The sequence below is a fragment of the Methylomonas sp. DH-1 genome (genome assembly GCF_046097555.1).
In the GTDB taxonomy this organism is placed as follows: Bacteria; Pseudomonadota; Gammaproteobacteria; order Methylococcales; family Methylomonadaceae; genus Methylomonas; species Methylomonas koyamae.
Genome location: NZ_CP143089.1, coordinates 798971 through 812397, shown reverse-complemented (window position 1 = coordinate 812397; position 13427 = coordinate 798971). Strand labels below are relative to the sequence as shown.

The following is a 13427-nucleotide window of genomic DNA, read 5'->3' as shown; positions in this document are numbered from 1 at the left end:
GCGAATTTCAGTTTCGATAAATGCGGGCCGATACGGATTTAGCGGGGGCAATAACGGGTAGGATCGGCGATGCCAGCCGCCGCGAATCCCGCCGCGCGCAGCCGACAGGCATCGCATACGCCGCAGGCCCGACCTTCGGCATCGGCCGAATAACAGGAAACGGTGGCGGCGTAATCGACGCCCAAGGCCATACCTTGCTGGATGATCTGCGCCTTGCTGAACGAGATCAACGGTGTGTGGATTTGGATTTTGTGGCCTTCCACACCGGCCTTGGTACCGAGATTGGCCATATCCTGGAACGCCTTAATAAATTCCGGCCGGCAATCGGGATAACCGGAATAATCCACCGCATTGACGCCGATAAACACGTCGTGCGCCTGCAACACCTCGGCCCAACCCAATGCAAAAGCCAAGAATATGGTGTTGCGCGCCGGCACATAAGTCACCGGAATCCCGGCCTGCGGCGAAGTCGGCACATCGATATTGGCGTCGGTCAACGCCGATCCGCCGATAGAACTCAAACCTAAATTGATAACTTTATGGGCGGCGACTTGATAATGGCTGGCAATGTTCCTGGCAGCCTCCAGTTCCGCGTTGTGGCGTTGGCCGTAATCGAAGCTCAACGCGTGGCAAATAAAACCTTGCTGCTGGGCCAAGGCCAGTACCGTGATCGAATCCAGCCCGCCAGACAACAAAATTACTGCCGGTTTAGCGCCGGCATTATTTTCCTCTCGCATCATTCCACAAATATTTATGCAATTGAATTTGAAACCGAACCGTCAATTGGTCGGCCAGAATCCGCTCGGCCAGTTCGGCCGGCGACATCACGCCCATGACCGGCGAAAACAGCACTTCGCAGCGTTGCACCAACCGGTAATGTTCCAACTGTTGTTTAGACCATTCGTAATCGGCGGCATCGGCAATGACGAACTTGACCTGGTCGTGCGGCAGTAAAAAATCGAGGTTGCAATAGAGGTTGCGCTGCATTTCGCCGGAACTCGGCGTTTTCAAATCGACGACTTTGACGACTCTGGCATCGACCGCCGCAATGTCCAACGCACCGCTAGTTTCCAGCGAGACCGAATAGCCGGCATCCAACAAGCCAGTCATCAACGGATGACATCCCGGCTGAGCCAGCGGCTCGCCGCCGGTCACCGTCACGTAGCGGGTGTGGTAGCGCCCTACCTCAGCGATGATTTCGCCGATACTGCGCTTTTCGCCGCCGCTGAAGGCGTAAGCGGTATCGCAATACGAGCAGCGCAACGGACATCCGGTCAAGCGTACGAATACTGTGGGAATACCAACCGTGTTGGTTTCCCCTTGCAACGAATAAAAAATCTCGGTGATGCGTAGCTGTTGATCCATCCGCCGACCGGCTATTGCGACATTTGCGCCAGTTTTTTCTCGGCCAAATGCGCGGCGGTAGTTCCTGGATAACTGGTGGTTACCCGGGTCAGATAATCGCGGGCTTTTGCGGCGTTTTGCAGATCGAATTCGATATAACCCAGTTTCAACAACGCATCCGGCACTTTCGAACTGTTCGGATATTGGCTGACCACTTTGTTGAACGCGGCACGGGCGGCATCGAATTCGCGATTGATTTTATAAGCTTCGGCCAACCAATATTGCGAATTGTCGGCAAATTCGCCGGCCGGAAAATCCCTCAGCAAATCCTGAAACATTTTCACGGCTTGGGCGTTATGGCCGTTACGCAACGTATCGTAGGCCGCCTGGTAACGTTCCTTTTCGTTAGCCGAAACCGCTGGCGCCGGTTTGCTCTCGGCGACGGCAACCGGCGCGGGTGGAACCGCAGGAGTTGGAGCCGCTGCGGCCGAAGGCGCCGGCGGAACCGAAGCGGCTACCGGAGCAGCAGGTGCGGCAGCAGCGGGCGCCGCGGCGGCGTCCGGCTGCGACGCCGGTTGGGCCGCAGCCGGCTGACCTGCGGCCGATAACGCCTGCATCCGCTCGTCCAAGTCGGAATACATATTGTTTTGTTTGCGCTGCAAATCGGCGATGGTTTGCGATTGTTCCTCAACCATGCCGCGCAATTGCTGCACTTCCGACTGTAACTGCTCGAGCCGTCCCAGTACTTCGAATATGGCATTATCGCCGGGTGCGGCCGGGTAAGCACCGGGGTTGTTGACCGGCGCCGCCGACGCCGAGGTGACCAACCCCAGCCCCAATCCCATTGCCAGAAGTGCGCGCTTTGCCATTATTGGTAACCGACTTCGACCCGGCGGTTCATTTGCCAAGCGGATTCGTCGTGACCAGATACCGCCGGTTTTTCTTCGCCGTAACTGACGACTTCCAGTTGCGACGCTGTGACGCCTTGCGAGCGCATCATTCTTTCCACCGATTTGGCACGTTGCTCACCCAGCGCGATGTTGTATTCGCTGGAGCCGCGCTCGTCGGCATGGCCGGACAGAATCACGTGTTGGTTAGGATGGGAAGCCAGATAACGGGCGTGGGCGGCGACAACCGGCACGTACTCTTGTTTGACTTGGCTGCTGTCCAACTCGAAATAAATGATTTGTTTGGACAACGGATTGTTCGGGTCGCTGAACTCGGGGCCCAGATGCGAACCGGAGCCGGAACTGTAGCCGTTTCCGGAACCGAACTGGCTGCCGGCCATCGAGCCGTCGTTGTAACCGCTGGTCGAAGCGTCGGTACCTTGAGTGGAATCGGCCAAGCTGCCTTCTTCGTCGGTCGAGCTGCAGCCGCTGGCAATCAACACGGCGCTCATCGCCAAAGCCAAATAGGTTTTATTAAATCTCATCAAGTTTCTCCAAAAATAAATAAAAATCAGGTAGCTATAGTTTGAGGGTTATCGGCCTTGCAATCAAGGCGCCCAAGCCGGTTCGCGCACGCCGCCACTCTCAAATGCCAATTTTTGTTGCATCGCGCCGTCGGTCGACACCACCGACAACGCCGACTTGCCGCCGCGGGTCGCCGCGAACAGGATCATGCTGCCATTGGGGGCAAAACTGGGCGATTCGTCGAGGTTGCCTTCGCTCAGCACGTTTACGGTACGCGATGCCATATCCATAACCGCTATCCGGTAACTGCCGCCATTGCCGGTGACCATGGCCAGACTTCTGCCGTCCGCCGAGAACCGGCCTCTGGCGTTGTAATCACCCTGAAAGGTCAAGCGGCTGGCTTTGCCGCCGGAGGCCGGCATGCTGTAGAGTTGCGGCTTGCCGCCCATGTCCGAGGTAAACACGATCGTCGAACCGTCGGGCGACCAAGTCGGCTCGGTGTCGATCGACAAACCGCTGGTCAAGCGGGTCAAGGCCCGGTTAGCCAAGTTCAGCACGTAAACGTCGGGACTACCGTCTTTAGACAACGTAATAGCCAACCGGCTGCCGTCCGGGGAAAACGCCGGCGCGCCGTTGATGCCGGGGTAGGCGGAAACGCTCTCGCGCTGGCCGGTGGCCAGGGTCTGTACCCAAATCTCGGAACGTTTGGTGTGGAACGAAACGTAGGCGATTTTGCTGCCGTCCGGCGACCACGCCGGTGCCATGATCGGTTCCGGCGATTCCGCTATCGTGCGTGGGTTATAACCGTCGGCATCGGCGACTTGCAGCATGTACTGTTTGCCGTTACCGCGGGCAAGGCTGGTCACGTAAGCGATACGGGTGTTGAAAGCACCTTTGCGGCCGGTCAGTTTTTCGTAAATCAAATCGCTGATATGGTGCGCGGCGCGGCGCAGTTCGTTGGCGCCGGCAGTCAGCCGGTAGCCCATCAGCAATTGGCCGTTGTGCACGTTGAACAAGTAAAACTGGATATTGAAGCTGTTGCCGTTACCGACGACTTGGCCGATAGTCATGTAGTCTTGGCCCAACACCTGCCAATCCTTGAAATTAACCCGTTCCGGCTCGCTAGGTTTGGTCAACATATCGTCTTCGGCCAGGGTTTTGAAAAAACCGCTACCGGCCAAGTCGGAACTGACCACATCGGACAACTTGACGTTACCGATAGAGCCTTGTTGGGCAAACGGCACGATCGCGATAGGTACTGCGGTTTGCGAGCCCTTGGTGATTTCGATAGTCAAACCGGCCGCCTGGGCCACCGATAGCAATGAGGCTATGAAGCCGCCGATAAAAACTCTTTTGATTAGAAGCATTCTATGGGTTCCGTGGTTTATTCCGGTTTAAACGATAAATTGAAAACTCTGTACTTCTGGTTGAACAAGATCTTGTCTTGCGGCACCGGCAACGGCGAGGCCTTTCTGACCGCATTTTCCGCCGAACGGTCGAAGATCGGGTCGCCGCTACTGCCGACAACGACCGCATCCATCACGTCGCCGCTAGGCAGCAATTTTACCTGAATTGTGCATTTCAAGCCTTGCGCCGCGCCCATCGGCCGAATCCAGGCACCTTCGGTTTTACTCTTAATCAAGTTATTCAAGCGCGCCTCCTCGGCTGCAGCCGCAGCCAAGCGCTCCTGCTCGGCCTTTGCCGCTGCTTCAGCAGCCTGCCGCTCTTGCTCGGCTTTTTGCGCGGCGGCGATTGCGGCTTGCCGCTCCTGTTCGGCTTTGGCTTTGGCGGCTGCCTCAGCCGCTTGGCGTTCTTGCTCGGCTTTTGCCTTCGCTGCCGCTTCCGCAGCCAATTTGGCTTGCCGTTCTTTTTCGGCCCTGGCTTTAGCCTCGGCTTCCGCCTTGGCCTTGGCTTCCGCTTCTGCCGCCTGCCGCTCCTTCTCGGCCTTTTCAGCCGCTAATTTGGCCTGGCGCTCCTTCTCCGCTTTTGCCCTGGCTTCGGCTTCCGCGGCTTGTTTGGCTTTTTCAGCAGCCAGCGCCGCTTGTTTTTCTTTCTCGGCCCTGGCTTTTTCTTCAGCCAACTGCTTTTCTTTTTCCGCCTTGGCTTGTTGCGCCAGTTCCTCGCGTTTGGCTTCCTCGGCCTTTTGTTGCTGTAGTTTTTTCTGTTCCAGGGCCTTTTGTTCCTGAAGTTTCTTTTCCTGCTCCAGTTTTTTGGCTTCGGCTTCCTGTTGTTTCAGTTTGGCTTCTTCCGCCAGTTTTTGCTCCTTGAGCCTGGCTTCCCGTTCCGCTTCCTGTTGCTTTTGTTTTTCCGCCTGTTTTTGCTTCTCGGCTTCCTTCTGCCTTTCCTGTTCGGCCTGTTTCTGCTTTTCCGCCAATTCCTTTTGTTTCTCCAGCTCGGCTTGTTTCTGTTTTTCGGCCAATTCCTTTTGCTTGTCCAATTCCGCCTGCTTCTGTTTTTCCGCGGCTTCCTTGGCTTTTTTCTCTTCCAGAACCCGCCGTTCCTTGGCTTCCTCTAACTTTTTTTCCTCTTCCCTTCGCTTGGCGTCCAACTGTTCCTGACGTTTTTGTTCGGCCAAGGCCTCCTGCTTACGTTTCTCGGCGGCTTCTAACGCCTTTTGCTCCTCCAACACCCGCTGCTTTTTTGCCTGCTGCAGGGCTTGCTCCTCGGCTTTGCGGGCGTCTTCCAGTTGTTGTTGGCGTGCAGTTTCAGCCTGACGTTTGTTTTCTTCGTTTTGTTTCAAACGTTCGGCTTCGGCATCGATTGCCGCGCCGTCGAGTACGGTGGCTTCGATGATTTCGGCCGGTGGCGCGGTTTGCGCTTCATCGCGATCAGCCAGAAAACTGATGCTGAACAGCAGCACAATCAAAAGGTGCAGCGCCACCGCCAAGACAAACGAAGGTTTGAAATTTCTCATGATTCTGACGTTATTTGCTCTCGGGCGGCGGCGAAGTCATCAAACCCACTTTCGGCGCACCGGTTTTTTTCAGTTCCACCATGACCTTGACAATACTGCCGTAGTCGACCTCGTGGTCGCCGCGCACGTACAGTTGCGCCTTCGGGTTATTGCGGAACACCGCCGCCACCCGGGTTTTGACGGTGTCGACATCGACCGGAGTATCCGCGTCTTCGTCGCCGTTACCGATATCGACGTAAAGGCTGCCGTCTTTTTTAATCGAAACGATGACCGGTGTCTGGTCCTGCAAATCGACCGATTCGGCTTCCGCTTGCGGCAAATCGACGTCGACGCCGGTTTGTACCAACGGTGCGGTAATCATGAATATCATCAACAGCACGAAAGTGACGTCGATATAAGGAACGACGTTAATTTCGGCCATCGGCCCGCGCCGTTTGCGCGATTTACGGTTGCTGCCGCCTACGTTCATTTGCTGTGTGCCTGTCTTTGCAGAAGAACTACGAACTCATCGATAAACAACTCGTAGCGGCCGGCCAAACGGTCTAGCCGGGTCGAGAAGCGGTTGTAGGCGATAACCGCCGGAATCGCGGCAAACAAACCGATCGCCGTGGCGATCAGCGCCTCGGAGATACCCGGTGCGACGTTAGCCAATGTGGCGTTTTTAATCTCGCCCAAAGCCCGAAACGAATTCATGATGCCCCACACGGTACCGAATAAGCCGATGTAAGGACTGGTCGAACCGACCGTTGCCAAAAACGGCAGGGTTTCGTCCAACCGGTCCAATTCTCGGGCCAACTCGATACGCATCGCCCGCTGTGCGCTTTCGACCTGAACCACCGGCTCGACGTCGCCTTTTTGCCGCATTCTGGCAAATTCGCGGTAACCGGCCAGAAAGATTTTTTCGATCCCTTCCGGCTCGAAGCGGTCGCTGGACATTTTTTTGTACAGCTCGGCCAGACCGACGCCGGACCAAAACTCGTCCTCGAAATCGTCGGTGATTTCGATGGCCTGTTTCAGTTCTTTGCGCTTGGAGAAGATAAAAGTCCACGAAGCAATCGACGCCGACAACAGAATGAACATAACAAACTGCACGACAAAACTGGCTTCTTTGACCAGTGTCAGAATGGATAAATCGGTATTCATCAGTTTAATTGTTCCAAAATAACGGAGGGAATCGGTTTGGGTTTCATGGTTTGGGCGTCGAGACAGGCGATCCTGACCTCGCCGGTACACAGAATTTGTTCTTGGCGGGTAACGGTCTGCTCAAAAGTAAGGTTTGTTTTTTTAATTTCAATGACTTTGGCGCTGACCGCCAATTGCTCGTTAAATCGAGCCGGCCTCAAATAATCGATCTTTACCGAGCGAACCACAAAAATAACGCCTTGCTCGGCCATCAAAACGTCTTGCTCGAACCCGTAGCTGCGCAAGAATTCGGTTCTGGCCCGTTCGAAAAATTTAAGGTAGTTTGCGTAGAATACGACGCCACCGGCATCGGTGTCCTCGTAATACACCCTGACCGGCCAGTTGAACGCCGCCGCATTGGACAGTTCTAACGTCATAGGCTAAAAATGTCGTCGCTACCTGGCGCTCGTTTGGGCAAAGGCAAACCGAAATGGCTGTAGGCCTTGTGCGTGGCGACACGCCCTCGCGGCGTGCGCATGATGAATCCTTGCTGCAACAAATACGGCTCCAATACATCTTCCACCGTACCCCGCTCTTCGCTGATGGCGGCCGCCAATGTATCCAAGCCCACTGGGCCACCCTGGAAATGTTCGATCATCGCCGCCAACAACTTGCGATCCAGCATATCGAAACCTTGCGGATCGATTTTCAGCATCTCCAGCGCCTGAGCAGCAACCTCGCGGGTCACCACGCCATTCCCTTTCACCTCGGCAAAATCGCGCACTCGGCGCAACAAGCGATTGGCGATGCGCGGCGTGCCGCGAGAACGGCAGGCAATCTCATCCGCACCACCGCCGTCCATCCCGATGCCCAACATTTGTGCCGACCGTTTGACGATACTGGACAGCTCCTCGACCGAATAAAACTCCAGTCGCTGGACGATACCGAAGCGGTCGCGCAGAGGCGAGGTCAGCAACCCTGCCCGGGTGGTGGCGCCTATCAACGTAAACGGCGGCAGATCCAGCTTGATAGAGCGGGCGGCAGGGCCTTCGCCTATTATAATATCAATTTGGTAGTCTTCCATAGCCGGATACAGCACCTCTTCGACAGCCGGGCTGAGCCTGTGGATCTCGTCGATAAACAGCACGTCGTGAGCCTGTAGATTGGTCAGCAACGCCGCTAAATCTCCGGCCTTATCCAGCACCGGCCCGGAGGTCTGCCGGATATTGACGTTCATTTCGGTGGCAACGATATTCGCCAATGTGGTTTTGCCCAATCCGGGCGGGCCGAAGATCAGTACATGATCCAACGCTTCGGCACGGCTGACCGCCGCCTGGATGAATATTTCCATTTGCTGGCGCAATTCGCGCTGGCCGACATAGTCTTTCAAGCGTTTCGGCCGAATTGCCCGGTCGACGCGTTCTTCCTCGCTGGTACCGGATGCGGTTACCAACCGGTCGCTTTCGATCATCTAACCGCTCCGCGTAATGCCGCACGAATGATGTCTTCGCAACTGCTATCCTCGCTGGCAACCGCCTGCGCCATCCGCGCCGCATCCTGCGGTTTGTAGCCCAACGCGCATAACGCGCTGACGGCCTCCTGCTTGGCAGAGCCTTTGGCAACTTCTGTTTGGCCACCGCCCGGCTCGCGGGCGGAAAATTTATGCAGCTCAGGCAAACGCCCGCGCATCTCCACGATCAAACGCTCGGCGGTCTTTTGTCCGACTCCGGGCAAGCGCACCAAAGCTTTGACATCGTTATCGTCGATGCAGCGGTAAAATTCTTCGGTTGTTTGGCCGGACAAAATAGTCAACGCCAATTTGGGGCCGATGCCGTTGACTTTGATCAATGTCCTGAATAGGCTTCTCTCGCCTTCGCTGACGAAACCGAACAGAATATGCGCATCTTCCCGCACGATTAAATGCGTATGTAATCGGACTTCTTCGCCCAAAGCCGGCAAATCGTAAAAGGTATTCATCGGCGCTTCGACTTCATAGCCGACCCCTTGCACGTCGAGCAGTAATTGCGGCGGCGCCTTGTGGATCAGTTTGCCGCGGAGGAAACCGATCACGAACCCACCTGCTGCAGACGCTTCGCGGTTTCCTGGTAATGGCTATGACACAGGCCAACTGCCAGTGCGTCGCTGGCATCAATTTGTAACTCGCCTTGAATATTCAATAAGATCTTCACCATGTGCTGCACTTGCAGCTTGTCCGCATTGCCTTTGCCGACCAGCGCCTGCTTGACTTGGCGCGCGGCGTATTCGAACACCGGTAGCCGCCGGTTCATCGTCGCACAAATCGCGGCACCGCGAGCTTGGCCGAGCTTCAAGGCCGAATCGGCGTTCTTATGCATAAAAACCTGTTCAATCGCCATCTGCTCGGGGCGGTACAACTCTATGATCTGACTGACGCCGTCGAAGATTTGCTGCAACCGCTCCGGAAAATTATCGGACTGCACCCGAATGCAACCGCTAGCCAAGTATTTGATGCCACGCGGTGTCGTCTCGACGACACCGTAACCGGTAATTCTCGAGCCGGGGTCTATGCCCAGTATCCTGACCAATCGCTTAACCGTCGCTTAACGTCTACTTAGCCGATTGCGGCCATGATCTCGTCGCTGATGTCGGCATTCGAATAAACGTCCTGAACGTCGTCCAAATCCTCCAGCCGGTCGATCAATTTCAGCATTTTCTCGGCAGCCTCGGCGTCCAACTCGGTTTTGGTATCGGCATGCATCGTGATTTCCGCGTTTTCCGGCTCAAAACCGGCGGCGACGATAGCCTCCTTGACATTCAAGTACTCTTCGGGCGTGGTAAACACGTCGATAGAACCGTCGTCGTTAGTCACAACATCTTCGGCACCTGCTTCCATTGCGGCTTCCATCAGCGCATCCTCGTCCACCTCGTTGGAGAAACTGATAATGCCTACCTTGCGAAACAGATATGCCACGGAACCGTCGGTACCTAAGTTACCGCCGTGTTTGGAAAAGGCATGCCGCACGTCGGCGACGGTACGGTTGCGATTATCGGTCAGGCAATTGACCATGACAGCGGTACCGCCCGGGCCGTAACCTTCGTAGCGCACCTGCTCGTAGTTAGCCCCATCCAGGGCTCCGATAGCTTTTTTGATGGTGTTATCAATGGTATCGCGCTTCATGTTGGCGCCGAGCGCCTTATCGATTGCCGCGCGCAAAGCGGGATTATTGGCCACGTCACCGCCACCCGGACCTTTGGCCGCTACAGTAATTTCCCGGATCAGTTTGGTAAAAATCTTGCCTCGTTTCGCGTCTTGCGCACCCTTACGATGTTTGATGTTCGCCCACTTACTATGCCCTGCCATTGTATCTCTCTGAATCCTCTGAAAAATTCGCTGATTTTACCATCGCCAACGCGGCTTATCGAGCCTCGTTACAGTACGTGCGGCAAAATAGCCGTTAACGACGCATCCGCGACATAGCAATCCGCTTGGTTTTCTACCAAAGGCCGGCGGACCACGCCGCCAAATCCGATCATATAAGCTCCGGCCTGTTTAGCCTCCAGATCCGTCTTGCCATCGCCGACCATGACCAAGGAAGAATGCTGCATTCTCAGCCTTCTACAAATCCTAGCCTTGCCGCCGCTGACCGCTAGCGGCGAATGGCGGGCGAAATCCAAATAACCGCCGTCGGCGCCGAATTCGACATCGACCGCATGCACATGTTGCTCCGGAATACCCAACTGCTCCGCCAAGGGCAATATCGCTTGCCGCAAGCCGCCGCTGATAATATGGATTTGTTTGGCATTGGCTCGCAACGCGGCAACGGTTTCCACAACACCGTCGACCAACTCGGAAATGTACAAAGCGGCCAACCAGTCTATCGAGGCTTTATCCGGCTTTATCAATTCCAAACGTTTGGCATAGACCTCTTCCAACGCCAATTCGCCATTCATCGCCGCGTCCGTTAGTGCGGCCACTTCATCGAATATGCCATTGCGCCGGGCCAACTCGTCTATTCCCTCTATTCGGCTCAAGGTACTGTCACAATCAAAACAGACCACATCAAAACTCATAATACGATTTGCCTCGCCGTGTGAACTGCCGGCACTTCGCATACACCTCGCAGCACTTGTTCGTTTAAAGGGTCGGAAACGCTGATCACCATCATCGCCAACTGGTTTTGGTCGGCGATACTGACTTGCATCCGAGTGATATTAATATTGGCCATACCGAGTATTGAACTGATCGCCGCAATCACACCGGGTTTATCGTCATGCCGGGTGATCAACAAAGTACCTTCCGGCACGACTTCGATTTCGAAATGATTAATGCCGACCAACCGGGGATGTTGATGGCCCAGCAACGTCCCGGACAACGATACTTCTTTGTCCGCGCAATATCCGGTGATCTTAATCAGGGACTGGTAACCTTCCGCTTCTTCGGTTTGCGACTCGACCAGTGCGATACCCTGGCGCTTGGCGATATTTTCGACGTTGACCCGGTTAACCGGAGTCGAAAGCCGCCCTTTAAACATGCCCACCATGGCTTCCGCCGAGATCGGCCGGATTTTGACTTGGGCTGCCTTACCGAAGACTGCAACTTCCAGCTTTTCGATCGGCCGATCGATCAAACCCACCAAGACTCTGCCCAGAATATTGGCCAAATTCATAAAGGGCTGCGCCTCGTTCAGCTCTTCGGCTGACAGCCTGGGCAGATTCAAGGCATTAACCGCTTCACCGGTTTGCAAATATTTGACCACCTGGCGGGCAATTTCGACGCTGACTGCAATTTGCGCTTCCTTGGTTGAGGCTCCAAGGTGAGGGGTAAATACGATATTTTCCAATCCCAACAAAGGCGAGTCAGCCGGCGGCTCATTTTCGTAAACGTCTAACGCAGCCCCGGCAATACGCCCTTCTTTTAGCGCATCGTATAACGCCGCTTCATCGACCAAACCGCCGCGGGCACAATTAATCAACCTTGCCGTCTTTTTCATCATCGCCAACTGCTGGCGGCCGATGATATTTTTAGTCTTTTCCAATAGCGGGCAATGCAGCGTCAAATAATCTGCCTGTTTAAGCAGGGTATCCAGATCGACCATTTCGGCACCGTGTTTAGCGAACACATCCGGAGCGACGTACGGATCGTAAGCGATTACCCGCATACCCAAACCGTGACCCCGCTGGGCAACGATTCGGCCGATAGTGCCGAAACCCAAAATAGATAACGTCTTGTGGGCAATCTCAGCCCCCATCAGCTTGGCCCGCTCCCATTTTCCTTGCCGAACCGAGAAATTGGCGACGGGTAAATTCCGGCTTAACGAGAACATGTGAGCAATCGCCAATTCCGCCGTGGTGGTCGCGTTCGCATCCGGCGTATTCATCACGATAACGCCCTGTTCGGTAGCGGCCTCTAAATCGACGTTATCGACTCCGATGCCGGCTCTCCCAACCACTTTTAGCTTGGTAGCGCACTGCAAAACTCGCCTGGTGACCTGGGTATCGCTTCTGATCAACAACGCATCGTATTCGGGAATCAATTCGCATAATTCATCCTCATCCAGTCCGGTCTGAATATGAATTTGAATGCCTTCCTGAGCATTCAAAAAATTGACGCCGTCTTCCGCGAGCTTGTCGGAAATCAGAATTTTTTTCATAACCGAAACCAGGATTAATGGGCAATTCGGCCATTTTAACAGCTTTGCTATAATCGTCTCAAAACCAATCAAGACCTACCGATTTCAAAGCCTATGCAAGTAAAATCCGCACTGGGTGTAATTTTCGCTTTGTGCATGTTGGCGATAGTTTTTTGGCAACAAACTCAATTCGAGATAAAAGCCCCCGATTCTACATTCATCACGATAACGGGCGAGCAGATAGAGCTCCTCGAATTGCGCGGCCAACCGGTATTGGTTACGTTTTGGGCAAGCGACTGCCGCATATGTATCGAAGAAATTCCGGATTTAATCGCTTTGCACAAGCAATTCGCCGGCAAAGGTTTGCAAATAATTGCGGTAGCGATGCCTTACGACATTCCCAGCCGAGTCAAGCAGTTAAGCGAAAAGCACAGTTTGCCGTATGCAGTGGCTTTGGATATCGACGGAACACATGCGAAAGCCTATGGCAACGTATCCCTGACGCCGAGCAGTTTTTTGCTTAGTCGGGAAGGAAGAGTAGTTTCTCGGGTCGTAGGTCGATTTGATTTCGCAGACTGGCGAGCGCAAATAGACGCGTTGTAGCTGACGCGGCCGTAGTGAACTGACCGCCGTGGCTGCAACAGGCGCTTGAGCATGAAGAAGTTGGAGGAGATTCTTCGCGCCTGCTTTGAATCTGCAAGCTCGGCAGGAGACGCTTAAGGCCGGCACGAGATAGCAGCCGCTGCTAAAGGCCGCTATTGCGATGATTCGCTCCTCCGTGCTGGTAAGTGAAGTGTTTGGTGATGTTGGCGTGGTTTGCCGGCGGGAGGCGTGTGGTTGGGGCGTTATGAAGGAGGCAAAGCGAGGGGCAAAAAAAAAGCCCGTGCTTAGCCGGGCTTGATATTTAAGAGCTTGGCGATGACCTACTTTCACATGGCAACCTGCCACACTATCATCGGCGCTAAGCGGTTTCACTTCCGAGTTCGGGATGGGATCGGGTGGTTCACGCTTGCTATGTTCACCAAG

The 13427-nt window shown here is 54.8% G+C and carries 16 protein-coding genes and 1 rRNA gene; 1 reads left to right on the top strand and 16 read right to left on the bottom strand.

Annotated features, from left to right (window positions below):
* Positions 1-38: 38 nt before the first annotated feature.
* The 15 genes from queC to serA form a co-directional block, all read right to left on the bottom strand.
* Positions 39-737, bottom strand: a complete 699-nt coding sequence (gene queC / locus VXJ35_RS03855) for a 7-cyano-7-deazaguanine synthase QueC (RefSeq protein ID WP_064020554.1) — start codon at positions 735-737, stop codon at positions 39-41.
* Positions 721-1365 carry a 7-carboxy-7-deazaguanine synthase QueE gene (gene queE, locus VXJ35_RS03850; RefSeq protein ID WP_064020553.1) on the bottom strand — a complete coding sequence of 215 codons (645 nt, stop codon included), beginning with the start codon at positions 1363-1365 and terminating at the stop codon, positions 721-723. The genes queC and queE overlap by 17 nt, the downstream gene beginning before the upstream one ends.
* 11 nt (positions 1366-1376) lie before the next feature.
* Positions 1377-2213 carry a tol-pal system protein YbgF gene (gene ybgF, locus VXJ35_RS03845; RefSeq protein WP_064020552.1) on the bottom strand — a complete coding sequence of 279 codons (837 nt, stop codon included), beginning with the start codon at positions 2211-2213 and terminating at the stop codon, positions 1377-1379.
* Positions 2213-2776, bottom strand: coding sequence for a peptidoglycan-associated lipoprotein Pal (gene pal / locus VXJ35_RS03840; RefSeq protein ID WP_064020551.1), 564 nt, complete (start codon positions 2774-2776; stop codon positions 2213-2215). The genes ybgF and pal overlap by 1 nt, the downstream gene beginning before the upstream one ends.
* Before the next feature lie 63 nt (positions 2777-2839).
* A complete protein-coding gene (gene tolB, locus VXJ35_RS03835) occupies positions 2840-4123 on the bottom strand; it encodes a Tol-Pal system beta propeller repeat protein TolB (protein ID WP_064020550.1) in 1284 nt (427 codons plus the stop codon).
* A 17-nt stretch (positions 4124-4140) separates the two neighbouring features.
* Complete coding sequence (tolA, locus tag VXJ35_RS03830) at positions 4141-5670, bottom strand: cell envelope integrity protein TolA (protein ID WP_064020549.1); 1530 nt, start codon at positions 5668-5670, stop codon at positions 4141-4143.
* A gap of 10 nt (positions 5671-5680) precedes the next feature.
* A complete protein-coding gene (tolR, locus tag VXJ35_RS03825; protein WP_231879366.1) occupies positions 5681-6091 on the bottom strand; it encodes a protein TolR in 411 nt (136 codons plus the stop codon).
* A 44-nt stretch (positions 6092-6135) separates the two neighbouring features.
* Positions 6136-6813, bottom strand: a complete 678-nt coding sequence (gene tolQ, locus VXJ35_RS03820; RefSeq protein WP_064020548.1) for a protein TolQ — start codon at positions 6811-6813, stop codon at positions 6136-6138.
* Complete coding sequence (gene ybgC, locus VXJ35_RS03815) at positions 6813-7229, bottom strand: tol-pal system-associated acyl-CoA thioesterase (protein WP_054763218.1); 417 nt, start codon at positions 7227-7229, stop codon at positions 6813-6815. The genes tolQ and ybgC overlap by 1 nt, the downstream gene beginning before the upstream one ends.
* Positions 7226-8263: a Holliday junction branch migration DNA helicase RuvB gene (gene ruvB / locus VXJ35_RS03810; protein ID WP_064020547.1), complete on the bottom strand. Its 1038-nt coding sequence runs from the start codon at positions 8261-8263 to the stop codon at positions 7226-7228. The genes ybgC and ruvB overlap by 4 nt, the downstream gene beginning before the upstream one ends.
* Positions 8260-8862 (bottom strand): Holliday junction branch migration protein RuvA, encoded by a 603-nt coding sequence (gene ruvA, locus VXJ35_RS03805; RefSeq protein ID WP_054763220.1) that lies wholly within the window; start codon positions 8860-8862, stop codon positions 8260-8262. Before ruvA ends, ruvB begins: the two co-directional genes overlap by 4 nt.
* Complete coding sequence (ruvC, locus tag VXJ35_RS03800; protein WP_054763221.1) at positions 8859-9356, bottom strand: crossover junction endodeoxyribonuclease RuvC; 498 nt, start codon at positions 9354-9356, stop codon at positions 8859-8861. The genes ruvA and ruvC overlap by 4 nt, the downstream gene beginning before the upstream one ends.
* 26 nt (positions 9357-9382) lie before the next feature.
* Entirely contained in the window at positions 9383-10132 is a 750-nt protein-coding gene (locus VXJ35_RS03795; RefSeq protein ID WP_064020546.1) for a YebC/PmpR family DNA-binding transcriptional regulator, read from the bottom strand.
* Positions 10133-10200: 68 nt separating this feature from the next.
* Positions 10201-10842, bottom strand: coding sequence for an HAD-IB family phosphatase (locus VXJ35_RS03790; RefSeq protein WP_064020545.1), 642 nt, complete (start codon positions 10840-10842; stop codon positions 10201-10203).
* Positions 10839-12422: a phosphoglycerate dehydrogenase gene (serA, locus tag VXJ35_RS03785; RefSeq protein ID WP_064020544.1), complete on the bottom strand. Its 1584-nt coding sequence runs from the start codon at positions 12420-12422 to the stop codon at positions 10839-10841. Before serA ends, VXJ35_RS03790 begins: the two co-directional genes overlap by 4 nt.
* A 93-nt stretch (positions 12423-12515) precedes the next feature.
* On the opposite strand from serA, the gene VXJ35_RS03780 reads away from it, so the two are divergent.
* Positions 12516-13004, top strand: coding sequence for a TlpA disulfide reductase family protein (locus VXJ35_RS03780; RefSeq protein WP_064020543.1), 489 nt, complete (start codon positions 12516-12518; stop codon positions 13002-13004).
* A 307-nt stretch (positions 13005-13311) separates the two neighbouring features.
* On the opposite strand, the gene rrf is transcribed toward VXJ35_RS03780, so the two are convergent.
* Positions 13312-13427, bottom strand: a 5S ribosomal RNA gene (gene rrf, locus VXJ35_RS03775).

What these genes read in the sequence shown, in the direction of transcription:
- queC (WP_064020554.1), bottom strand. Translation starts at nt 737, where the DNA reads ATGCGAGAGGAAAATAATGCCGGCGCTAAACCGGCAGTAATTTTGTTG.
- queE (WP_064020553.1), bottom strand. Translation starts at nt 1,365, where the DNA reads ATGGATCAACAGCTACGCATCACCGAGATTTTTTATTCGTTGCAAGGG.
- ybgF (WP_064020552.1), bottom strand. Translation starts at nt 2,213, where the DNA reads ATGGCAAAGCGCGCACTTCTGGCAATGGGATTGGGGCTGGGGTTGGTC.
- pal (WP_064020551.1), bottom strand. Translation starts at nt 2,776, where the DNA reads ATGAGATTTAATAAAACCTATTTGGCTTTGGCGATGAGCGCCGTGTTG.
- tolB (WP_064020550.1), bottom strand. Translation starts at nt 4,123, where the DNA reads ATGCTTCTAATCAAAAGAGTTTTTATCGGCGGCTTCATAGCCTCATTG.
- tolA (WP_064020549.1), bottom strand. Translation starts at nt 5,670, where the DNA reads ATGAGAAATTTCAAACCTTCGTTTGTCTTGGCGGTGGCGCTGCACCTT.
- tolR (WP_231879366.1), bottom strand. Translation starts at nt 6,091, where the DNA reads ATGGCCGAAATTAACGTCGTTCCTTATATCGACGTCACTTTCGTGCTG.
- tolQ (WP_064020548.1), bottom strand. Translation starts at nt 6,813, where the DNA reads ATGAATACCGATTTATCCATTCTGACACTGGTCAAAGAAGCCAGTTTT.
- ybgC (WP_054763218.1), bottom strand. Translation starts at nt 7,229, where the DNA reads ATGACGTTAGAACTGTCCAATGCGGCGGCGTTCAACTGGCCGGTCAGG.
- ruvB (WP_064020547.1), bottom strand. Translation starts at nt 8,263, where the DNA reads ATGATCGAAAGCGACCGGTTGGTAACCGCATCCGGTACCAGCGAGGAA.
- VXJ35_RS03795 (WP_064020546.1), bottom strand. Translation starts at nt 10,132, where the DNA reads ATGGCAGGGCATAGTAAGTGGGCGAACATCAAACATCGTAAGGGTGCG.
- VXJ35_RS03790 (WP_064020545.1), bottom strand. Translation starts at nt 10,842, where the DNA reads ATGAGTTTTGATGTGGTCTGTTTTGATTGTGACAGTACCTTGAGCCGA.
- serA (WP_064020544.1), bottom strand. Translation starts at nt 12,422, where the DNA reads ATGAAAAAAATTCTGATTTCCGACAAGCTCGCGGAAGACGGCGTCAAT.
- VXJ35_RS03780 (WP_064020543.1), top strand. Translation starts at nt 12,516, where the DNA reads ATGCAAGTAAAATCCGCACTGGGTGTAATTTTCGCTTTGTGCATGTTG.